This window comes from Microbacterium sp. MYb64 (genome assembly GCF_002979495.1).
GTDB lineage: Bacteria > Actinomycetota > Actinomycetes > Actinomycetales > Microbacteriaceae > Microbacterium > Microbacterium azadirachtae_A.
Window position 1 is genome coordinate 1 of the sequence record NZ_PCOW01000035.1, and the last position, 20,930, is coordinate 20,930.

General features: G+C 71.3%; 18 protein-coding genes. 4 read left to right on the forward strand and 14 right to left on the reverse strand.

Translation table 11 applies throughout. The annotated features are described in order from the left end of the window. Nucleotides 1-160: 160 nt before the first annotated feature. From CQ044_RS18980 to CQ044_RS19005, 6 genes are all read right to left on the reverse strand, one after another. On the reverse strand, nucleotides 161-799 hold the full coding sequence (locus CQ044_RS18980) for a response regulator transcription factor (protein ID WP_105689913.1): 639 nt from the start codon (nucleotides 797-799) through the stop codon (nucleotides 161-163). A 131-nt stretch (nucleotides 800-930) separates the two neighbouring features. Next, a complete protein-coding gene (locus tag CQ044_RS18985; RefSeq protein WP_258133376.1) occupies nucleotides 931-2,127 on the reverse strand; it encodes a sensor histidine kinase in 1,197 nt (398 codons plus the stop codon). Between the two features lie 72 nt (nucleotides 2,128-2,199). Continuing rightward, complete coding sequence (locus tag CQ044_RS18990) at nucleotides 2,200-3,327, reverse strand: AMP-binding protein (RefSeq protein ID WP_105689915.1); 1,128 nt, start codon at nucleotides 3,325-3,327, stop codon at nucleotides 2,200-2,202. Nucleotides 3,328-3,329: 2 nt separating this feature from the next. After that, the gene (locus CQ044_RS18995) at nucleotides 3,330-4,241 is read right to left on the reverse strand and encodes a 1,4-dihydroxy-2-naphthoyl-CoA synthase (RefSeq protein ID WP_374954874.1); all 912 of its coding nucleotides are present in this window, start codon (nucleotides 4,239-4,241) and stop codon (nucleotides 3,330-3,332) included. Nucleotides 4,242-4,326: 85 nt separating this feature from the next. After that, nucleotides 4,327-5,283: a permease prefix domain 1-containing protein gene (locus tag CQ044_RS19000; RefSeq protein WP_105689917.1), complete on the reverse strand. Its 957-nt coding sequence runs from the start codon at nucleotides 5,281-5,283 to the stop codon at nucleotides 4,327-4,329. 19 nt (nucleotides 5,284-5,302) lie between these two features. Continuing rightward, nucleotides 5,303-5,626, reverse strand: coding sequence for a PadR family transcriptional regulator (locus tag CQ044_RS19005; protein ID WP_045270289.1), 324 nt, complete (start codon nucleotides 5,624-5,626; stop codon nucleotides 5,303-5,305). A 77-nt stretch (nucleotides 5,627-5,703) separates the two neighbouring features. Here CQ044_RS19005 and CQ044_RS19010 point away from each other — a divergent pair, with 77 nt between their 5' ends. Beyond that, entirely contained in the window at nucleotides 5,704-6,717 is a 1,014-nt protein-coding gene (locus CQ044_RS19010) for a GNAT family N-acetyltransferase (RefSeq protein ID WP_105689918.1), read from the forward strand. A 22-nt stretch (nucleotides 6,718-6,739) separates the two neighbouring features. Then, a complete protein-coding gene (locus CQ044_RS19015) occupies nucleotides 6,740-7,729 on the forward strand; it encodes an o-succinylbenzoate synthase (protein ID WP_105689919.1) in 990 nt (329 codons plus the stop codon). A gap of 481 nt (nucleotides 7,730-8,210) precedes the next feature. Here the strand turns inward: CQ044_RS19015 and CQ044_RS19020 are convergent, their stop codons facing one another. Beyond that, nucleotides 8,211-8,831: a TetR/AcrR family transcriptional regulator gene (locus tag CQ044_RS19020; protein ID WP_105689920.1), complete on the reverse strand. Its 621-nt coding sequence runs from the start codon at nucleotides 8,829-8,831 to the stop codon at nucleotides 8,211-8,213. 137 nt (nucleotides 8,832-8,968) lie between these two features. On the opposite strand from CQ044_RS19020, the gene CQ044_RS19025 reads away from it, so the two are divergent. Together CQ044_RS19025 and CQ044_RS19030 are read left to right on the forward strand one after the other, a co-directional pair. Further along, nucleotides 8,969-11,758, forward strand: a complete 2,790-nt coding sequence (locus CQ044_RS19025; RefSeq protein ID WP_105689921.1) for an efflux RND transporter permease subunit — start codon at nucleotides 8,969-8,971, stop codon at nucleotides 11,756-11,758. After that, complete coding sequence (locus tag CQ044_RS19030) at nucleotides 11,755-13,743, forward strand: YhgE/Pip domain-containing protein (protein WP_258133377.1); 1,989 nt, start codon at nucleotides 11,755-11,757, stop codon at nucleotides 13,741-13,743. The genes CQ044_RS19025 and CQ044_RS19030 overlap by 4 nt, the downstream gene beginning before the upstream one ends. Nucleotides 13,744-13,816: 73 nt before the next feature. Here CQ044_RS19030 and CQ044_RS19035 read toward each other — a convergent pair whose 3' ends face one another. The 7 genes from CQ044_RS19035 to CQ044_RS19065 all read right to left on the reverse strand — a co-directional run bounded on the left by CQ044_RS19035 (nucleotide 13,817) and on the right by CQ044_RS19065 (nucleotide 20,760). Then, nucleotides 13,817-14,113: a DUF2277 domain-containing protein gene (locus tag CQ044_RS19035; RefSeq protein WP_105689922.1), complete on the reverse strand. Its 297-nt coding sequence runs from the start codon at nucleotides 14,111-14,113 to the stop codon at nucleotides 13,817-13,819. A 27-nt stretch (nucleotides 14,114-14,140) separates the two neighbouring features. Beyond that, nucleotides 14,141-15,319, reverse strand: coding sequence for an SLC13 family permease (locus CQ044_RS19040; protein WP_258133378.1), 1,179 nt, complete (start codon nucleotides 15,317-15,319; stop codon nucleotides 14,141-14,143). A gap of 25 nt (nucleotides 15,320-15,344) precedes the next feature. After that, nucleotides 15,345-16,340 carry a c-type cytochrome biogenesis protein CcsB gene (ccsB, locus tag CQ044_RS19045; protein WP_105689923.1) on the reverse strand — a complete coding sequence of 332 codons (996 nt, stop codon included), beginning with the start codon at nucleotides 16,338-16,340 and terminating at the stop codon, nucleotides 15,345-15,347. Nucleotides 16,341-16,349: 9 nt separating this feature from the next. Then, complete coding sequence (locus CQ044_RS19050) at nucleotides 16,350-18,179, reverse strand: cytochrome c biogenesis protein ResB (protein ID WP_105689924.1); 1,830 nt, start codon at nucleotides 18,177-18,179, stop codon at nucleotides 16,350-16,352. Between the two features lie 67 nt (nucleotides 18,180-18,246). Next, on the reverse strand, nucleotides 18,247-19,008 hold the full coding sequence (locus CQ044_RS19055) for a cytochrome c biogenesis CcdA family protein (RefSeq protein WP_181158393.1): 762 nt from the start codon (nucleotides 19,006-19,008) through the stop codon (nucleotides 18,247-18,249). A gap of 13 nt (nucleotides 19,009-19,021) precedes the next feature. Next, complete coding sequence (locus CQ044_RS19060; RefSeq protein WP_105689925.1) at nucleotides 19,022-19,696, reverse strand: TlpA disulfide reductase family protein; 675 nt, start codon at nucleotides 19,694-19,696, stop codon at nucleotides 19,022-19,024. A gap of 80 nt (nucleotides 19,697-19,776) precedes the next feature. Next, entirely contained in the window at nucleotides 19,777-20,760 is a 984-nt protein-coding gene (locus CQ044_RS19065; RefSeq protein ID WP_105689926.1) for a 1,4-dihydroxy-2-naphthoate polyprenyltransferase, read from the reverse strand. Between the last annotated feature and the right edge of the window lie 170 nt (nucleotides 20,761-20,930).

The following is a 20,930-nucleotide window of genomic DNA, read 5'->3' on the forward strand; positions in this document are numbered from 1 at the left end:
GCCCCACCCCCGACGCCCCCTTCCACCTTCGAGTCGTCCCCGTGAGCGGACGCCAGGGGGTGCGCTCACGGGGACGACTCGGAAGTGGAGGGGCACACGGAGGAGCGAGCCTGACACAGGGCATCCCGCGGGGCGAGCCTGATCCGGGGTCCGCCGCGGGTCAATTCAGGCCGTGCTCGAAGGCGAAGACGACGAGCTGCACGCGATCGCGCAGGGCGAGCTTGGTGAGGATCCGGCTGATGTGCGTCTTCACGGTGGCCTCGGAGAGGAACTCGCGGGCGGCGATCTCGGCGTTGGACAGGCCCCTCGCGGCGAGCGCGAAGATCTCCTTCTCGCGCTCGGTGAGGTCGCCGTAGCTCGCCGGAACCGGGACCTGCGCAGGTGCCGCGAAGTGCGCGAACAGATCGCGGGTGGCCGAGGCCGCGATCACGCTGGATCCGGAGTGCACCGTGCGGATCGCCGCGAGCAGGAACTCGGGATCCGCGTCCTTGAGGAGGAAGCCGCTCGCCCCCTGACGGATCGCGCGCGCGGCCGCCTCGTCGAGATCGAACGTCGTGAGCATCACGATGCGCGGCGGATCCGCCTCCTCCAGGATGCGCGCGGTGGCGGTCAGCCCGTCCATGACCGGCATCCGGATGTCCATCATCACGACGTCGGGGCGCGTCGCGCGCACGACCTCGATGGCCTCCTGCCCGTCCCCCGCCTCGCCGACGACCTCGAGGTCGGGCTGCGACGCGACGAGCATGCGGATCCCGGCACGGAACAGCGCCTGGTCGTCGACCAGCACGACACGGATCATCCTGCCTCCTCGTTCCGCGCGATCGGATCCGCGCCTCCGGAAAGTCTGTCATCCCCCGCGCAACGCCACGACGCGGCGCGAGGACGCGGCGCGGCGCCGGGACCGCTCCGGCACAGCGCGGGAACTGCGGGCTAGGCGGCGGCCGGCCCGATCGGGAGCACCGCGCGCACCACGAAGCCCACCGCCTCGTGCTCCGCGCTGAGCGTCCCGCCGACCAGCTGCGCGCGCTCGCGCATGCCGATGAGGCCGTGCCCGCGCTCCGTGTGCGCCTGTCGCGGCGTCGGCGGCACGCCGTTGCGCACCGTGATCTGCACGTGGTCGGCGTGCCAGCCGAGCCAGACGTCGACGTCACCGGCGCCGTGCCGGATCGCGTTGGTCAGCGCCTCCTGGAGGATCCGGTACACGGCCAGCTGGATGCCGGCCGGGGGCTCGCCCGGCGGCATCGGGTCGACGGTGACGCGCGGCTCGATCCCGGCGGCGCGCACCTGCGTGTACAGCGTCTCCAGATCGGCGAGCGTGGGCTGCGGCCCCTGCCCCTCGCTGTGCCGCAGCTGCGCGAGCAGCAGTCGCACATCGGAGAGGGCCGCGCGCGCCGTCTGCCCGATCGTGGTCAGCGCCGCGGTCGCCTGCGCCGGATCCGCGGCTGCGGCATAGCGCGCGCCGTCGGACTGCGCGATCACCACCGCGAGCGAGTGCGCGACCACGTCGTGCATGTCGCGGGCGATCCGCACCCGTTCCTGCTCCGCGACGGCGACCGCCTCGGCCCGCACCTGCGCGTCGCGGGTGCGGCGGCCGTGCAGCACGACCCGCCACAGCAGACCGGCGCCCCAGGCCATGACCAGGGTGAGCACGGACACGGTCCCGAGGAGCACCGCGACCAGCGCGACGCGCAGTCCGGTCTCGGTGTCCTGGATGAGCGCCTCTTCGTTGATGAGCGACATGTAGCCGCCCGCGATGAGCCCGCCGCCCAGGGCCGAGGCGCCGCCGATCCAGAGCAGGCGCATCGATCCCCAGGCCGATGTCGCGAACACCACCGCGAGGATCGCGAGGTTGTAGGCACCGGGCGAGAAGCCGCACGCCATCTGCAACAGCGCGCCGAACCACGCCACGATCAGCGCGAGCACCGGAGAGAGCCGGCTGATCGCCGCCGCGCCCCACTGGATGACGGCGACCAGCAGCACGAGCACGATCGAGACCGCGCCGTCCGGGATCCAGCGGCTCATCGTGCCCGCCTCGAAGACGTACGTGAGGGGCAGCGTGAGCAGCAGGCCGATGGCGCTGCCCACGATGTCGAGCACGAGCCAGAAGCGCGGAATGGTGCGGATCACCCCCTCACGGTACGCGACCGGATCCGCCGGGGTCATCCGCCGGGAGATGTATCCCCGGGGCGGCGGCGGGACTCAGCGCCCGGCGGCGAGCGCGGCGATCGCGCGGCGGTCGGGCTTGCCCGACGCCAGCAGCGGCAGCGCCTCGACGGGGACGATCCGCGCGGGACGCGCCTCTGCGCCCACCTCGGTTGCGACCCGCTCCCGGGCGGCGGCGAGCAGCGCCGGCGCGGAATCGACGAGCCCGCCCCGCAGCGCGACCACGATCGCGGACCCCTGCCCCCAGCGCTCGTCGGCGATCGCCGCCACGACGGCGCCCTCAAGGCCCGCCACTGCGCGCACCGCGCGCTCGACCCGGTCCAGCGACACGTTCGTTCCGCCCGAGACGATGACGTTGTCGATGCGCCCGGTCACCGCGACCCTGCCGTCGGCCACGTCGCCGGCATCGCCCGTGCGGTACCAGCGATCGCCGGCCCCATCGGTGACGAACGTGCGCGCGGTCAGCTCGGAGTCGCCGAGATAGCCGTCGGCCAGCGTCGGGCCGGCGATCCGCAGCTCGCCGTCGACCGACGCGACGCGCACGTCGTCCAGTGCGACCCCGTCGTACACGCAGCCGCCCGCGGTCTCGCTGGATCCGTAGGTGCGCACGACGCGGGCGCCGAGCTCCGCGGCCCGCTCCCGGAGCACCGGCGCCAGCGCCTGCCCGCCGAGGAGCAGGGCCTCATAGGACGCCAGTGCCTCGCGCACGTCCCGGTCTTCGGCCGCGTCCAGCAGCGTCGCGAGCTGCGCGGGCACGAGCGACGCGTAGCGCGGCCCCGCACCCATGCCGCGCGTCGCCGCCGCGAACGAGGCCGGCGTGAACCGTCCCTCGAGCAGCACGGGCGCCGCGCCCGCGAGGTGCGCGCGCACGAGCACCTGCAGCCCGGCGACATAGCCGGCCGACAGGGCGAGCATCCACTGGCCGGATCCGATCCGCCGCGCGGTCGCCTCGGCGCTCGCGGTCAGAGCAGCGGCGGAGAGGACGACCCGCTTCGGGACACCCGTGGATCCGGAGGTCGCGATGACGACCGCGGTCCCGTCGGCGACGTCATCGCCGGGCCCCGGCGCGAATCCGAGCGCGAGGGGCGCCGTACCGTCGAGCGCCGCCGGCAGCCCCGCTCCGACCGCGACCGGATCCGCCCCGTCGACGGCGCGCAGCCTCATCGTCAGAAGTGCCAGGGGTAGGGGGACCAGTCGGGCTCGCGCTTCTCCAGGAAGGAGTCGCGGCCCTCGACGGCCTCATCCGTGCCGTAGGCCAGGCGCGTGGCCTCCCCCGCGAAGACCTGCTGGCCGACCAGCCCATCGTCCACCGCGTTGAAGGCGAACTTCAGCATGCGGATCGCGGTGGGCGACTTCGTCAGGATCGTCCTGGCCATCGCGATCGCCTCGCGCTCGAGCTCGGCGTGCGGCACGACGCGGTTCACCGCGCCCGCCTGCATGGCGCGCTCGGCGGAGTACTCCTCGGCGAGGAAGAAGACCTCGCGCGCGAACTTCTGCCCCGTCTGGCGGGCCATGTAGGCGGATCCGTATCCGGCGTCGAAGGATCCGACATCGGCATCGGTCTGCTTGAACCGGCCGTGCTCGGCGCTCGCGATCGTCAGGTCGCAGACCACGTGCAGCGAGTGCCCGCCGCCGGCGGCCCAGCCGGGCACCACCGCGATGACGACCTTCGGCATGAACCGGATGAGGCGCTGCACCTCGAGGATGTGCAGCCTGCCCGACCTGGCCTGCTGCTGCGTTTCGTCTCGCTCGGTCCCTGAGCCTGTCGAAGGGCGCTCAACGACCGTCTCCTCCGAGTCGGAGTACTTGTAGCCGTCGCGGCCGCGGATCCGCTGGTCGCCGCCGGAGCAGAACGCCCACCCGCCGTCCTTCGGACTCGGCCCGTTGCCGGTGAGCAGGACCACGCCGATCCGCGGATCCTGCCGGGCCTCGTCGAGAGCGCGGTACAGCTCGTCGACCGTGTGCGGCCGGAAGGCGTTGCGCACCTCGGGCCGGTCGAAGGCGATACGGGCGATCCGTCCGTCGTTCGAGACGTGCGCGGTGATGTCGGTGTACTCCCCCGCGCCCGGGGCGAGCATCCACTCGGCGGGATCGAACAGGTCGGAGACGGGCTTCTCGGTCACGGATCCAGCCTATTCCGGGTCCCGTCCGTCGCGGACCCGCTCAGGCCTCGCGGGCGAGACCCAGCTTGCGGTAGGCGTCGAAGAGGATGCCGATCAGGATCCCGCCCAGCACGGCCGTGATCGAGATGTTCACGATCTGCACGATGTCCGCGGTCGGCGTGCTCGCGGCCTGCATGCGCGCCATCAGGTCGGGGGCGATCACGGCGCCCCGCCAGATCAGCACGATCGCGCCGAGCATCGCGATCAGACTCGCCGCGATGCTCACGGCGGCGAGCGGCGCGTTCCACCGTCCGCGCACGGCGACGAACGCCTCCACGACCAGCCCGATCAGGAGCAGGCCGAACCACGCCGTCATGACCCAGGGCCAGAGGCCCGGTGCCAGGACGTGCACGTGGTCGTCGCCCCACCCGACGGTGCGGTCCCAGATGACGGAGCCGATCAGGGTCACGGTCAGGACCGCCATGCCGATCAGATCCGCCATCCGCGCGCCGAGGATCACGGTGCGCGGCAGCTTCTCGGGAGTCCATTCGAGCACGGTGTCGCCGGTGGATCCGAGACGCTCCAGTGCGGCGAAGACGAGGGTCGTCCAGAACGCGACCTGGATGCCGGACATGAGGATCGTGGGGATCATCGCGCCGATCACCGCGCCGACATCGCCTCCGCCGATCGCTCGGATCATCCCCGCGATCACGGCGGCGACCGGGACGACGATCGCCAGGAGCAGACGCAGCAGACGGAGCCACGCGGCGTAATAACGGGGTCCGATCAGCACGAGTGGCCTCCCGGAGAGCGACGCGGCGTAGGCGATGGGGTCGCCGAGCTCCGCGATCACGGCGTACTCCGCCGCCGCCGCTTCCTCGCCGGCGGCGATACGGCCGTCGACTTCGTCCGCGATCGACGCGCGCAGCTCTGCGGAGACCTCCTCGCGATCGGCGACGGGAACGGACCGCGCCACCGCGGTCACGTAGCGCTGGGCAAGGGTCGTGTCGGTGTCCATGATGTTCTCCTCCAGGAGGTCAGGGAAGATTCTTCGCGGCGGCGGCGATGGCCTGCACGTCGCGGGTGAGGGTGTCGGCCAGGCGGTGCCCGGCGTCGGAGGTGCGATAGAACTTGCGCGGTCGCGCTTCCTCGGTGTTCCACTCGCTCGCGAGGTAACCCTGCTTCTCGAGGCGTCGCAGCAGCGGGTAGAGGGTGTTGGAGTCCGTCGGGAAGCCGGCGGCGCTCAGCTGCTCCAGCAGGCCGTAGCCGTACCCGGGCTCGCGCAGCAGTCGCAGGCTCGCGAGCACGACCGTGCCGCGCCGCAGCTCCTGCAGGTGTCCGTCGAACTCCTCGTCGCTCATGTTCAACACAATATTGTGCGTCGCACACTATTGTCAATGACACGAGCCTGTCCGTCGCACTCGCATAGCGTGGAGGTATGACGATCGAGATCCAGCCCGTCGACGCCTTCGACGCCCCGGCCGTGGATGCCTGGTGGGAGGCCTACGCGGCAGCCCGCCGCGCCGACCTCGGCGAAGATGCGACAGCCTGGTCGCTCGAGGAGAGCCGCACAGAGCTGCAGCAGGAGTCCGCCACGTTCCACCGCCAGGCGTTCACCGCGACGGAGGACGGCGTCGTGGTGGGATCGGCGTCGCTCGCCCTGACCTTGAAGGACAACCTGCACGTGGCCGCCGTGGGCGTGAACATCCCGCCGCAGCATCGACGCCGCGGCGTCGGATCCGCCCTCCTCTCGGCTCTCGAGGACGAGGCGAAGCGAGCGGGCCGCACCACGATGCGCGCGGACATCTTCTGGTCCTCGTCCCTCCCCGCGGATGGGGCGGGCGCCGCGAATCGCGAGTTCGCGCGTCGGCACGGATACGACATCGCGCTCGGCGACCTGCAGAACCGACTCGACCTGCCGGTCGCCGACGGTGTCATCGATGCCCTGATCGCCGAGGCGCCGGCGGACGGATACCGGATCCGCAGCTGGGTCGGGCCGGTCCCCGAAGAGTTCGTCGGCGAGTGGGCGGTACTGGACGCCAGCCTCGACACCGAGGCGCCCACCGGCGATCTCGACATCGAGGCCGCGTCCGCCGATGTGCAGGACTTCCGCGCCGACGAGGCGATGCAGGCTGCGCAGAACCGCACCTCGTTCGGTGCGATCGCGATCGCGCCGGACGGGCACATCGCCGGGTACACGCAGGTCGTGGTCTCCGGCGACGACGGGAAGGCGTATCAGTGGGGCACTCTGGTGCGCCGCGAGGACCGCGGGCACGGGATCGGTCTGCGCATCAAGTTGGAGAACCTGCGCGCATTGCAGCAACTCTCCCCGCAGACACCGCACGTCTACACCTTCAACGCCGAGTCGAACGAGCACATGCTGGCGGTCAACACCCGCCTGGGCTTCACGATGGTCGCCCGGATGGCCGAGCTGCAGAAGCGGCTCGGCTGATCCGCGGGTGCATGATGGGGGCATGACCGACCTCCCCGCGCTCCCCGAGATCCTCGACACCGCGCGGGTGGTCGCGCTTCCGATGCACACGCGGTTCCGCGGGGTGGACGTCCGCGAGGCGCTGCTGTTCGAGGGGCCGGAGGGCTGGGCCGAGTTCTCGCCGTTCGCCGAGTACGGCGATGCCGAGGCATCGACGTGGCTGTCGGCGGCGATCGCGGACGCCTGGCATCCCCGCCCCGCCGCGGTGCGCGAGGGGATCCGTGTGAACGCGACGATCCCGGCCGTGCCCGCGGACCAGGTCTCCGGGGTGCTCGCACGCTTCGACGGCTGCCGCACGGCGAAGGTCAAGGTCGCCGAAGCCGGGCAGAGCCTCGCCGACGACCTCGCCCGTGTCCGCGCGGTGCGCGCCGAGATGGGGCCGGAGGGCCGGATCCGCATCGACGCGAACGCCGGCTGGAACGTCGACGAGGCCGAGCGCGCGATCCACGCCCTCGCCCCCTTCGACCTGGAGTACGCCGAGCAGCCCTGCGCGACCGTCGAGGAGCTCGTCGAGCTGCGCGAGCGGATCCGCTACCTGGACATCCCGATCGCGGCGGACGAGAGCGTGCGCAAGGCGACCGATCCGCTCGCGGTCGCCCGGGCCGGAGCCGCGGATCTGCTCGTCATCAAGGCGCAACCGCTCGGCGGCATCGAGCGCGCGCTGCGGATCGTCGCGGAGGCGGGACTGCCCGTGGTCGTCTCGAGCGCGCTCGACACCGCGGTCGGCCTCTCGCTCGGCGCCGCGCTGGCAGCAGCGCTGCCCGTGCTCGACCACGACTGCGGACTCGGCACGGCGTCGCTGTTCGCCGACGACGTCGCGGATGCCCGCCCGCACGGCGGCATGGTCTCCGCGGCCCGGGTCGTCCCCGATGCGGCCGCGCTCGCCCGCCTCGAGGCCCCCGCAGAGCGCCGGGACTGGTGGTTGGACCGCCTCAGCCGCTGCCACGGGCTGCTCGCCGCCGACGGTCGCTGACCCCGGATACGGTCCGGTCGGTGTCGTTTCGGGGCGCGCTCCGCCTGGTTTCGGGGCGCACTCCGCCGGTTCGGGGCGCGCGACCCACGGAATCCGTGCCATCACGCGCCCCAAAACGAGGGCGCACGCCCCAAACCCGGAATCGCCTCGCCATGCGCCCCGGCCCCTCAGCGCACGGTGCCCTACGGTTCGGGGCGCGTCCCCACCGTTTCGGGGCGCACTCCGCCGGTTCGGGGCGCACCACACCCGGAATCCGTGCCGTCACGCGCCCCAAAACGAGGGTGCACACCCCAACATGACCTCCCCGAGCATCGAGCACACTCCGGTGTCACTGGTTTCGGGGCGTCCACGCCTGGTTTCGGGGCGCACTCCGCCGGTTCGGGGCGCACCACACCCGGAATCCGTGCCGTCACGCGCCCCAAAACGAGAGCACGCGCCCCAAAACGAGAGCACGCGCCCCAAACAGGAGCTGCCCGCCGCCTCACCCGAGCAGCAGTGACACCATCCGGCCGAGCTCGACGCTGCCGGTGCGGCGGAGCTGGGCGTCGTCCTTGCCGGCCATCGCGCCGCGCACGGTCGTGCCCTCCCAGATGATCAGCAGCATGCGGGCCGCGACCTCGGAGTCGACCCGCAGCGTGATCGTGCCGGTCGCGGCGATGTCATCGATGATCCGGGCGATGCCGGCGACCATCTCCTGCTCCTGCTTGAGATAGGCCTTGCCCCACGCGTGATCCCGCAGGGCGCGGAGGCGGATCTCGCTCAGCAGCATGACGCCGAGACGGTCGTCGCTGCCGGTGTCCATCACCTGCTGCACGAGCGTCGTCGCGTCGCAGTCCTGGGCGAGCGCGCCGGCCTCGTTCAGCTCGGTCACCCGCGCCCGCACGGCCGTCAGCCGCTCAGCGGACACGGTGCCGGCGAGTTCGAGGAACAGCTCGTCCTTCGACTCGAAGTTCGAATAGAACGCACCGCGCGTGAAGCCGGCGCGCTCGCACACGGCCTCGACGGTCGCGCCGTCCAGACCTTCCTCGGCGAACACCAGCGCCGCCGCCTCGAGCAGCCGCGCGCGCGTGTTCTCCCGGCTTCTGGTCGCACTGCCGGTCATCCGCACCTCCTGCGGGCCCAGGGCCCGCGATTCACATCCCGCGCACAGACTATCCCGGCGCCGTCGTCTTACGATACAAGCACGTATCGAATACACCAGTGTATCGAACCCGCCCGCACTCCCTCCGGAGGAAACCCGTGTCGACTCTCCTCTCCTCGCTCGGCCGCTGGTCGTTCCGGCACCCCTGGCGCGTGCTCGTGGCCTGGCTGCTGGTGCTCGGCATCGCCGGCGGCGCGGCGCTCGCCCTCGGCAAGGGCACGGACAACGCGTTCACGATCCCCGGCACGGAATCGCAGGCGGGTCTGGAGCAGCTCGAGCGCACCTTCCCCCAGGTGAGCGGCACGAGCGCGCAGTTCATCGTCGTGGCCGCGGACGGCGACAGCGTCACCGACCAGGACTACAAGACGCCGATCGAGCGGACCGTGACCGACCTCGGGAAGGTCGACGGCGTCCTCGCCGCCACGAGCCCCTACGACGAGCACGTCACGGGCATGGTCTCCGACGACCGTTCCGCGGCGATCGTGCGCCTGCAGTTCGACGGCCAGGCCTCGGACGTCTCGGCCGCCACCAAGGACACGCTGCGCACCGCGGTGAGCGACCTCGAGAAGGAACTGCCGCAGGGCTCGCACGCCGTGATCGGCGGCGACCTCTTCTCGATGTCGATCCCGGCGATCTCGATCACGGAGGGCATCGGCCTGGTCATCGCACTGCTCGTGCTGATCGTGACGTTCCGCTCCTTCGTCGTCGCGGGCATGCCGCTGCTCACGGCCGTGCTGGGCGTGGGCGTCTCGATGGCCGCGATCTTCGCCGCCACCGCCTTCGCCTCGGTCTCCTCGACCACTCCCCTGCTCGCGCTCATGCTCGGGCTCGCGGTCGGCATCGACTACGCGCTGTTCATCGTCGCGCGACATCAGGACCAGGTGCGCGCGGGGGTGGATCCGGAGGAGTCCGCCTCGCGCGCGACCGGCACGGCGGGATCCGCGGTGGTCTTCGCCGGCATCACGGTGCTGATCGCGCTCATCGGCCTCGGCTTCGCCGGGATCCCGTTCCTCACCACGATGGGCATCGCGGCGGCGGTCGCCGTCATGATCGCCGTGCTGATCGCCGTGACGCTGACTCCGGCCATCCTCGGCTTCCTCAAGGGCCGCGTGGCCGGCCGCGCCGCCAAGCCCCGGCGCCCCCGACAAGGTCAGACCGAGGCAGCCCCGCGCCGCCCGTTCTCGGAGCGCTGGGTGGGCGGCGTCACCCGGCACCCGGTGCTCGTCGCGCTCGCGATCGTCCTCGGGCTCGGCGTCGTCGCCATCCCCGCCGCGAACCTCGCGCTCGCGCTGCCGAACTCCGGCGTGCAGCCGCAGGGGTCCGAGGCGCGGGAGAACTACGACCTCACGGCCGAGCACTTCGGCCCGGGATTCAACGGCCCGCTCATCCTCACCGGCACGATCGTGACGTCGACGGATCCGGTCGGTCTCATGAAGGACCTGGGCGATGCGGTCGGCAAGCTCCCCGGCGTCGCCGAGATCGCCCTGGCCACCCCGAACCAGACCGCCGACACCGGCATCGTCCAGGTGATCCCCACGACCGCGCCGGACGCCCCCGCCACCGCCGACCTCGTGCGCGAGCTGCGTTCGCACCATGACGAGTGGCTCAAGAAGTTCGGGATCGACGTGAAGGTCACCGGGTTCACGGCCGTCGCGATCGACATCTCCGACCAGCTCGGCGCCGCACTGCTGCCGTTCGGGATCTTCGTGATCGGCCTGTCGCTCGTGCTGCTGACGATCGTGTTCCGCTCGATCTGGGTGCCCGTCACGGCGGCGCTCGGTTACCTGCTCTCGATCGTGGCCGCGTTCGGCGTGGTCTCCGCGGTCTTCGAGTGGGGCTGGTTCGCCGACGCCCTGCACGTCGCACGGGTGGGACCGATCATCAGCTTCATGCCGATCATCCTGATGGGCGTGCTGTTCGGGCTCGCCATGGACTACCAGGTGTTCCTCGTCTCGCGGATGCGCGAGGACTACGTGCACGACGCGGGGTCCCGCAGCGCCGACCGCGCCGAGCGCCGGACCGCCGCACTGCGCGCCGTACGAGGAGGCTTCACCGGATCCGCGAAGGTCGTCACGGCCGCGGGACTCATCATGTTCGCGGTGTTCGTGGCCTTCGTGCCCGAGGGCGACTCCTCGCTCAAGCCGATCGCGCTGGGCCTCGCCGCGGGCATCGCGATCGACGCGTTCCTCGTGCGGATGACCCTGATCCCCGCCCTCATGGCGATCCTCGGCGAGCGCGCGTGGGAGATCCCCGCGTGGCTCGAGAAGATCCTGCCGAGCGTCGACATCGAGGGCGAGGCGGTGGAGCGCGAGCGTCACCTGGCCGCCTGGCCCGGTGACGACTCCGTGATCGCCGCCGACGGGCTCGCCGTCCCCGGCGCGACAGACGGACTCGACCTGCGGGTGCCGGCCGGATCCGCCCTCGTGCTCACCGGAGGCGATGGAGCGGTGCGCCGCGCCGTCGCGCTGGCCCTCACGGCGCGCGTGCCCTCCGAGGGACGTCTGCGCGTAGCAGGGCATCTGCTGCCGGGACGCGCGGCCTGGGTGCGGGCGCACGTCGGCTGCGTGATCGTGGACGGCGGGACGGATCCGCTGCGCGAACTGCGCGAAGCGCTCCGCGGCCGCACCACGCTCGTGGCGATCGACGGAGCCGACCGCCTCACCCTCGCTCAGAGCGAGCAGGCCGTAGCCATGCTGCGCGATGCGGCCCGCCGTGGCACGCTCGCCGTGCTCGCCACGGCAGCCGACGCCTCCGCCGCCGCACGGCTGCTGACCGACGCCGGGTGGGCGGATCCGCAGATGCGGGACCTCGACCACCCGCCCGCCGCGCCCGCACCCCTCACGGCCTCCGACGCGCCCACCACCGACCTCGACGAGGTGACCGCATGACCAACCGCCTGTCCGCGCTGATCGAACGTGCCCGTACGCACAAGCCGATCACCGCCCTCACGCTCATCGGCGTGCTGCTGCTGCCCGCCGTCCTCGGCGGCGTGCTCGTCGCCGCGCTGCAGGATCCCACGCAGCGCCTCGACACCATGACCGCCGCGATCGTGAACGACGACGAGCCGGTCACGGTGAACGGTCAGCTCGCCCCGCTCGGGCGCCAGTTGTCGGCGGGTCTCGTCGACGGCACCGGGAAGAAGGACGAGAACCTCACCTGGGTGATCTCGAACGAGAAGGACGCCGCGGCGGGCCTCAAGGACGGCACCTACCAGGCCGTCGTGCGGATCCCGAAGGACTTCTCCGCCGCCGCGGTCTCGGGTGGCAGCGCGGTGCAGGATCCGGCGAAGTCCGCCGAGAAGGCGACGATCTCGGTGACGACCGCTCCGCAGGCACGCGCCGCGGACGGTCTCATCGCGAACCAGATCGCCGCGACCGCCGCGTCGACGATGGGCAGCGAGATCTCCAAGAGCACGCTGCAGAACGTGCTCGTCGGCTTCGGCACCCTGGGCGACAAGATCGGCGAGGCGGCGGACGGCGCCGACAAGCTCGCCGCGGGCGCCGCCTCCGCCGCAACCGGAGCCGCAGCGCTCCCGGACGGAGCGACCAAGCTCGCCGACGGCGCGGGCCAGCTCGCCGACGGCGCCTCGCAGCTCTCGAACGGCCTCGGCACGATCGCGAACGGCATCACCTCGGCGCAGACCGGTGCGAACCAGGCAGGCGCTGGACTCGCGCAGGGTGCGGATGCGCTGCAGGCGCAGGGGCTCGTGCCGGATGGAGTCAGTGGTGTCGCGGGTACTACGAAAGCCAAGGCCGACGCGGCCACGGCCGGCGCGGTCACGGTTGAGCAATCGCTGAGCGCACTCGTCACGACCTGCTCCGATCCCAACAACAACGTGCCGGCCACCTTCTGCGATGAGGTGAAGACTGCCTCGGGTCAAGCCGAGACCGCGGTGACGAGAGCCGGCACCGCCTCTGTTTACGCCGACAACACGGTGACCGCGCTCTCCCAGTTCAACACCGCCGCCACCTCCACACTCGCCGACAAGTTCCGCACCGCGGCCGACGGCGTCAACCAGCTCGCCGCGGGGCTCGGCCAGCTGGCCGATGGCACGTCGCAGAGCGCGATCGGCGCGGGCAACCTCGCGACCGGCGCCACCGGGCTGCAGTCGGGGGCGACCCAGCTCGCCGATGGTGCGACGCAGCTGGGCACCGGCATCGGGTCCCTCGCGACCGGCACGTCGAGCCTCGCCTCGGGCCTGCACCAGGCGGCGGACTCGCTGCCGAAGCGCACCGACAGCCAGGCATCGTCGCTGGCCTCCGTCGTCGCCGATCCGGTGAAGGCCGACACCTCGGGCGGCATGTTCGGCCCTACGGCGATCCCGCTGCTCGCGGCCGTCGTGCTCTGGTTCGGCAGCCTGGCCTCGTTCCTCGTGATGCGGGCGTTCACCGCGCGGGCGCTCACCTCGCGCCGCGCCTCAGCATCGCTCGCCCTGCGCGGATTCGCCCCGGCCGCCGCGATCGGCGCCGCACAGGGCCTGCTGGTCGCGCTCGTGGTCGAGATCGTCGCCAAGTACGATCCGTCCCGCTGGTGGGGCTTCGCCGGCGTCGCCGTGCTCGCCGGCATCGCGTTCGCCGCCGTGAACCAGGCCCTTGTCGCCGTCCTCGGCGGGATCGGCCGCTGGATCTCCGCCGTCATGGGCGTGGCCGCGCTCGGCGCGGGGATCATCTCGACGCTGCCCGGATGGCTCGCCACGATCGCCGGGTTCCTGCCCACGTCCCCCGCAGCGACCGCGCTGCTGGGCGAGGAGGGCACAGGCGCCGCGATCGCCGCGCTCGCGGTCTGGGCCGTGCTCGCCCTGATCGCGACGACGCTGGCCGTGACGGCCCGCCGCACGACCTCGGTCCGGGCGGTGCTGGCGCCGGCGATCTGATTCCGGAAGCGGCAGGCGCGGCCCCACCTCCCCCGGGGCCGCGCCTGTCTTCCGTTTCCGGGTGCTTCCGGCTTCAGGGTGTCGCCGTGCGGATCCTGACCTCGCGCTCCATGCGCTTCTCGTGGCGCTGCCGCCCCTTGATGGCCTCGGCCTCGCGGGTCTTCGGCGGGGCGTTCGTGACGAGCTGATCGAGCATCCGCCGGGTCGCCAGCGCGATCTCGTCGATCGCCTGCTCGAACGCGGGGGTGTTCGCGCGCGACGGGTGCGTGGATCCGCTCACCTTGCGGACGAACTGGAGCGCGGCCTCCCGCACCTCGTCATCGTTCGTCGGCGGCTCGAAGTTGTGAAGGCAGCGAATGTTCCGGCACATGCCGCGACGATAGCCCGAATCCGCGATTCAGGAAACGGCCGCGAGCGCGAGCACGGCCACTCCCACCGTGGCCGTCGCGGCGCCGAGCCCCCAGAGGGCGAAGCGCCCCCACGGGATGGACACCCCGAGCGCGGTGACGCGGTGGTGCCACAGCAGGATCGCGAGCGAAGCCCAGGGCGTCACGAGCGGTCCGAGGTTGACGCCGATGAGCAGCGCCATGAGCGCGACCGGGTCATGCGAGGCGATCGGCTCGAGCACGAGGTAGGCGGGGAGGTTGTCGATGCCGTTCGCCGTGAGCGCCCCGATGCCCGCCACGCGCAGCAGTTCGAGCGCGTCGTGCCCGGTCGCAGCGAGCGGCGAGAGCAGCGCCGCGAGCCCGCGCACATGGGCCGTCTCGACGATCACGAAGAGCGCCGCGGCGAGTCCCAGAGCCTGCCACGGGACCAGACTCAGCCGCAGCGCGCGGCGCCTCCGGAAGGCGAACAGCACGATCAGGATCAATGCGGCGACCGAGGCAGGGATCCACACGTCCCGCACGAGGGCGAGCAGCGGCAGCAGGGCGACGAGCACGACGGCCGAGACGAGGAACAGCACGCGGTCGGAGGGATCGGCCCGCACCGGTGACGCGTACCGCTCGAACAGCGTGCGACGGTGCGCGAGCGTGAGGATCACGACGGGCACGAGCACGCCCGCGAGCGCGGGTGCCCAGCTCAGCGCGAGGAAGGCGAGCGGATCGGCGCCGATGGCCGGAGCCGCCAGCAGGTTCGTCAGGTTCGACACCGGCAGCAGCAGGGACGCGGTGTTGGCGAGCCACACGGTGGCGAGCGCGAAGGGCAGCGGAGAGACGCCCACGCCCTGTGCGAGGAGCACGACGACCGGCGTGACGATCACGGCGGTCGTGTCGAGCGAGAGGAAGATCGTGCTGACCACGGCGAGGAGGACCACCGCCGCCCAGAGCGCGATCACCCTGCCGCGCCCCCAGCGGGCCAGATGCTGCGCGATGACGTCGAACACGGCGGCATCCCGCGCGAGCTCGGCGACGATCGTGATCGCGATCACGAAGCCCAGCACCGGCACAGTGCGTCCCGCCAGCGCCCCGGCATCGGCGAGCGGCAGGAGGCCGCTGATCACGACGCCCGCGGCGACGAGCGCCAGGGCGATCACGGCGAGCGCGCCGGGCCGCAGCCAGGCCCGCCGAGCGCTCACCGCCTGTCCTGCGAGGTCGAGCCGCTCAGCTCAGGCCCGAGTAGACGTGCAGGCCCTTGAAGAACAGGTTGACGATGGTGAAGTTGAACAGCACCGCGGCGAAGCCCACGATCGACAGCCAGGCCGAGCGGGATCCGCGCCAGCCGCGCGTCGCACGGGCGTGGATGTAGCCCGCGTAGAGCACCCAGATGATGAACGTCCAGGTCTCCTTGGTGTCGAAGCCCCAGTAGCGGCCCCAGGCGTCGTTGGCCCAGATGGATCCGGCGATGAGGGTGAACGTCCAGAAGATGAAGCCCACGGTCGCGAACCGGTAGGCGAGGCCCTCCAGGCGCTCCGAGGAGGGCAGCGTGGCGAGGAAGCGCGGACCGGCCTTGGGGGCCTCCGCGAGCACCTTCGCCTCGCGGCGCGCCTGCATGAGCTGGAACACGCTGAGCGCGAAGGCGAGCGCGAAGAACGCGGTGCCGAGCGATGCCACGAACACGTGGATCACCAGCCACACGCTCTTGAGCGGGTCGGCGAGCGGCACGACCTCGACGTAGAAGCCGGTGGCGGCGCCGCCGAGCAGCACTACGACGAGCCCCACGATGAAGGTGCCCAGGTACTTCAGGTCGAACCAGATGTTCACGCCGATGTAGACCGCGATGATCAGCAGCGTCCCCGTCATCGAGAACTCGTACATGTTCGACCACGGCACGCGGCCTGCCGCCACGCCGCGCAGCACCGTGCCCGCCAGGTGGAAGAGGAAGCCGAGCGTGGTCAGCGCGGTGCCGATTCGCGCCATGACAAAGCGCTGCGGGGCCGATGCCGTCTTACCCGCGCCGCCGGAACCGGTCGCGCGAGCGGCCGAGGAAGCCGATGCGCCCACGGCCGCGCCGACGAGCTCGCGCTCGGGCACGACGGCCTTGGCATCGGCCGCGACCTGCGAGCGCTTGGCCAGGTCGAACGCGTAGGCGATGAAGGCCGCGGCGTAGATCGCGACCGCGGTCCAGATCATCAGGATCGACAGGGAGTCGAAGTTCATGCTGTCAGCCTACTTTCCGCTATCGGTCGCTGAGCTTGTCGAAGCGTCGCTGTCATCGGGCTCTGATTCGTTGGAGGCTTCCGCCTCGGGGAGCGCCGCGGTCGCGCCGTCGGCGTCGGCGTCGAGCAGGCGCCCATGGCCGTCGCGCAGGTCCTCCACGGCGGCGGCGAGGGTGGGATCCTCGCCTCGTGCGAGGCCCGCGTACTCCAGGTGCACGGCGCCGTCGACGACCGTCGCCTTGACCCACATGCGCCGGCGCGGCACGAACAGCGCGAGCACGAGACCGAGCAGGGCCACCACGGCGAAGATCAGCACCCACTGCTCGGAGGGGTCGTGGTGGATCTGCAGCGAGACGTAGCGCTTGACGGACTGGGAGTAGTCCTTCGCGTCCTTCGGCGCCTCGTTGTCGAACGTGATGGTTCCCATGCCGTTCGGCAGCGCAGTGGTCTCGCCCGGGGCGAGCTCGATCGACTTCGTCCCGGTCTTGCCGCCGGTGAGCTGGGTCATGGATCCGGTGTCGAGCACGTACACCGAACGAGGGGTGCCGTCGTCGATCCCGAGATCGCCGGCGAACACGTTCAGCGTGAGCGTGGGGTTGATGAGGTCCGGGTAGACCGAGGTGAGCGCGCCGGTGGCCAACTTGGCCGACGTCGGGTAGAAGAAGCCCTGCAGCCCGAGCTGCTCCGGGAGGCCGTCGGCGACCTTGACGATCCCGATCGACATCATCGTGCTGTTGTTCTGCGGCAGGAAAGGCACCGAGTCGTGGAAGACGACGTCGCCCTTGGCGTTGTGGACCGTGATGGTGGGGGCGTAGCCGTTGCCGAGCAGGTAGACGCGGTCCCCCGCGATGCCGAGCGGGTGGTTCACCTGCACCGCGGCCTTGTGCTCCTTCTGTCCCGGCTCCGAGACCGTCACGTTCGCGGCGAAGTCTCCTGCCTGCCCCGACGACGACTTGCCCGGTTCGAACGGCTGGTAGGTGACGTCGAAGGAGTCCAGCGTCATCCGGTAGGGCGCGAGCGCGTCGTCGGAGACGAAGCGACCGCGGTTCATCGACGAGTAGTCGAGGAGCGTGTTCACGAAGCTCGTGCCCTGCACGACCACGCGCTGGCCGGTGTAGGCGAAGCTCCCGCCCACGCCCACCGATACGAGCACGCCGAGCAGGGCGAGGTGGAACAGCAGGTTGCCGGTCTCGCGGGCGTAGCCGCGCTCGGCCGAGACCGAGAAGCCGCGCTTGTCGTCGTAGCGCTGCACGCGATAGCGCAGGGCGCGCAGCTGCTTCTCCGCGATCGCGATGCTCTGCTCCGCCGCCGCGCGCGGGTCGGATCCGGCAACGGTGCGGGTCGCCTCGCGGTGGTCGTCGAGTCGTCCGAGCCGCACGGGCGTGCGCGGCGGACGCGAGCGGAGCGCCTTGAGGTGGTGCTTGATGCGAGGGATCACGCAGCCGACCAGCGACAGGAAGAGCAGCAGGTAGATGGCGGAGAACCACGCCGACAGATAGACGTCGAACAGCTGCATGCCGTCCAGGATCGGGAACAGGTCCGGGTGGTCGGCCTTCCACTGCGTGACGCCGTTCGGATCGGCCATCCGCTGCGGGAAGATCGATCCGGGGATCGCGGCGATCGCGAGGATCAGCAGCAGCACGAGCGCGGTGCGCATGCTGGTGAGCTGCCGCCAGCCCCAGCGCAGCCAGCCGACGACGTTGAGCTTCGGCGAATCGATGCCGTCGCCGCGCGAATCCCCGTCGCCGTCGATGTGGTCGCTCGGGCGCAGCGGGTCGGTCGAGCGATCGGCGCCGGCCTGCTTCTTCGAGCCTTCGCGCTGCTTCGAGCCTTCGCGCATGGGATCCTTCACGGTCTCGGATGCCTCGGGCCCGCGGGGGCCTTCGGGGGCGTCGGGAGCCTCGGTGTCAGAGCGGGAGTTCGACACTGCCGACCACCGCCCCGATGCTCGACATGATCGCCTTCCAGACGCCGGTCACCATGAGCAGACCCAGCACGATGAGCAGTGCACCTCCGACGATGTTGACGACCCGCACGTGGCGGCGCAGGAACGAGAGCGAGCGCGTCGCCCAGCCGAAACCGAGCGCGACGAGCAGGAACGGGATGCCGAGGCCCAGCGAGTAGGCGATGCCGAGCCACACCGCGCGGCTCACGTCGCCGACGTTGACCGACAGCGCGACGATCGCCGAGAGCGTGGGGCTCAGGCACGGGCTCCAGCCGATGCCCAGGGCGACGCCGAGCAGCGGGGCGCCGATGAGGCCGGCACGACCCGACACGTTCATCCGCACGGTGCGCTGGGCGAAGCCGAAGACGCCGATGAAGACGAGGCCCATGGCGATGATGACCGCACCCAGGATGCGGGTGATCAGGTCGCCCCAGCGCAGCAGGAACACGCCCGCCGTGCCGCCGACGACCGCCATGAGGATGAAGACCAGCGTGAAGCCGAGGATGAACAGCAGCACCCCGAGCACCATCTGGCGACGCGTGGGGGCCTTCGTGGTCCCGTCCTGCTGAGGCGCGGATCCGCCCACCGCACCGCCGACGAAGCCGAGGTACCCGGGCACGAGCGGCAGCACGCAGGGCGAGAGGAAGGACAGCAGCCCCGCGAGCATGGCCACCGGAAGCGCCGCCCAGAGAGCGCCGGATCCGACGATCGCGTCGATGTTCACGCGCTCACGCTCATCACTTCTCGTCCAGCGCGTCCTGGACGAGCGTCTCGAGGATCGAGGCGGATCCGATCGGGCCGATCACGCGCGCCGCGACCCGTCCCTGCTTGTCGAGAACGAGCGTGGTGGGGGTGGCCTGGATCGAGGTGACCTCCGCGAAGGCGAGCTTCGCATCACCGGTGTTCACGTCGATGATGCTCGGGTAGGTGACCCCGTACTTGTCGTTGAAGGCCGTCGCGGTGCCGGCCTGGTCGTAGGTGTTCACGCCCACGAACGAGACGCCCTTGCCGTCGAACTTCTTCCAGACCGACTGGAGGTCCTCCGCCTCGACGCGGCACGGTCCGCACGCGGCGTACCAGAAGTTCACGACCGTGACATCGCCCGCGATCTCGGTGCTGCTGAACTTCTTGCCGCTCTCGAGCGTGCCCCCGAAGGACACGGGCTTGTCGCGGTCAGCGGGCTTGATCTCCTCGACGCGCATGCCGTCGGAGCCGATGTAGCCCTTGTTGTCGCCGTTGCGGTACTGGTCTGCGACGGGGTCGTTCGAGCAGGCGGCGAGGCCGCCGGCGAGTGCGACGCCGAGCAGGGCCGCCGTGGTCCGGACCACGCGGGAGCGCCGGGATGAGCGCGCGACCCGCCGGTCTCCGAGAGTGTCGGTGGGCGCGGACGGGCGCGACGGACTCACAGGCATGCTCGGAATCTTACGAAAAGACTCTATGCACCGGGTGGGCGGGGTCTGCACGGCGACCGGCTGCGGGGATCCCGATCCGCTCACACCACGGGCGAGATGAGCGCCCAGAACAGCGCTCCGGCGTACGCGAGCGTGCCGAGCGAGGTGAGGGCGAGCGCGATCACGAGCTCCTTCGGCTCCCGGTACGCCCACACGATCACGAGCGCCGGCAGGAACGCCAGCAGCGCGAGCAGTCCCACCCAGGCGACCGGGTAGAACAGTGCGAGCAGCACGAGCGCCAGGAACGGCAGGATCACGAACACGGTGTAGAGGACCTGGGTGGCCCGCTTGCCGATCACCACGGTCAGCGTGCGCTTGCCGACCTGACGGTCCTGGTCGATGTCGCGGAGGTTGTTGGCCAGCAGCACCGCGCAGGCGAACAGGCCGATCGCGATGGCCCCGATCCATGCCTCCTGCGGCAGCTTCAGCGACTGCACCCAGGTCGTGCCGAGCGTGGCGACCAGCCCGAAGAACACGAAGACGAAGACCTCGCCGAGCGCGTTGTAGCCGTAGGGCCGCTTGCCGCCGGTGTAGAACCACGCGGCCACGATGCACACCGCGCCGACCGCGATCAGCCACCACTGCTGGGTGCGGATCGTGATGCCGATGCCCGCGATCGCGGCGAGTGCGAAGAACGCCAGGCCGGTGTACAGCACGCTCTTGGCCGAGACGCGCCCCGAGGCGGTGAGCCGCGCGGGGCCGACCCGGTGCGCGTCGGTGCCGCGCACGCCATCGCTGTAGTCGTTCGTGAAGTTCACGCCGATCTGCAGGCACACGGCGACCGCGAGGCAGGCGAGCGCGATGACCCAGTGGAACTGCGGATCCCCCAGCCGCGCGACGCCCGTGCCGACGAGCACCGGGGCGATCGCGAGCGGCAGCGTGCGAGGGCGGGCGGCGCCGATCCAGTCCCCCAGGGTGACCGGCGGCAGCTGCTCGACCGGACGCTTCGCGGGGTTGCCGGAACGAGCGCGCCCTGCGGGGCGCGCGGACGCGGATGCGGTCTTGTTGGTCTTGCGGTTCGCCACGCAGGAATCCTAGCGGCGAGGGTTATGCCGCCACCGGAGGGGGCGCCGATCACGATGTGGTGTTTTCGGTGTTGAACGGGGTCTTTTCGGGGTGGAATGTCGGTGGTCCGGTGTTGACTTGATTCATGACGAACTCAGCCGGCACGGTGGTGGATCCCGGGGTGGACCCG

What these genes read in the sequence shown, in the direction of transcription:
- CQ044_RS19010 (WP_105689918.1), top strand. Translation starts at nt 5,704, where the DNA reads ATGACGATCGAGATCCAGCCCGTCGACGCCTTCGACGCCCCGGCCGTG.
- CQ044_RS19005 (WP_045270289.1), bottom strand. Translation starts at nt 5,626, where the DNA reads ATGAGCGACGAGGAGTTCGACGGACACCTGCAGGAGCTGCGGCGCGGC.
- CQ044_RS18995 (WP_374954874.1), bottom strand. Translation starts at nt 4,241, where the DNA reads ATGCTCGCCCCGGGCGCGGGGGAGTACACCGACATCACCGCGCACGTC.
- CQ044_RS19060 (WP_105689925.1), bottom strand. Translation starts at nt 19,696, where the DNA reads ATGCCTGTGAGTCCGTCGCGCCCGTCCGCGCCCACCGACACTCTCGGA.
- ccsB (WP_105689923.1), bottom strand. Translation starts at nt 16,340, where the DNA reads ATGAACTTCGACTCCCTGTCGATCCTGATGATCTGGACCGCGGTCGCG.
- CQ044_RS19020 (WP_105689920.1), bottom strand. Translation starts at nt 8,831, where the DNA reads ATGACCGGCAGTGCGACCAGAAGCCGGGAGAACACGCGCGCGCGGCTG.
- CQ044_RS19030 (WP_258133377.1), top strand. Translation starts at nt 11,755, where the DNA reads ATGACCAACCGCCTGTCCGCGCTGATCGAACGTGCCCGTACGCACAAG.
- CQ044_RS19000 (WP_105689917.1), bottom strand. Translation starts at nt 5,283, where the DNA reads ATGGACACCGACACGACCCTTGCCCAGCGCTACGTGACCGCGGTGGCG.
- CQ044_RS19035 (WP_105689922.1), bottom strand. Translation starts at nt 14,113, where the DNA reads ATGTGCCGGAACATTCGCTGCCTTCACAACTTCGAGCCGCCGACGAAC.
- CQ044_RS19050 (WP_105689924.1), bottom strand. Translation starts at nt 18,179, where the DNA reads ATGCGCGAAGGCTCGAAGCAGCGCGAAGGCTCGAAGAAGCAGGCCGGC.
- CQ044_RS18980 (WP_105689913.1), bottom strand. Translation starts at nt 799, where the DNA reads ATGATCCGTGTCGTGCTGGTCGACGACCAGGCGCTGTTCCGTGCCGGG.
- CQ044_RS19015 (WP_105689919.1), top strand. Translation starts at nt 6,740, where the DNA reads ATGACCGACCTCCCCGCGCTCCCCGAGATCCTCGACACCGCGCGGGTG.
- CQ044_RS18990 (WP_105689915.1), bottom strand. Translation starts at nt 3,327, where the DNA reads ATGAGGCTGCGCGCCGTCGACGGGGCGGATCCGGTCGCGGTCGGAGCG.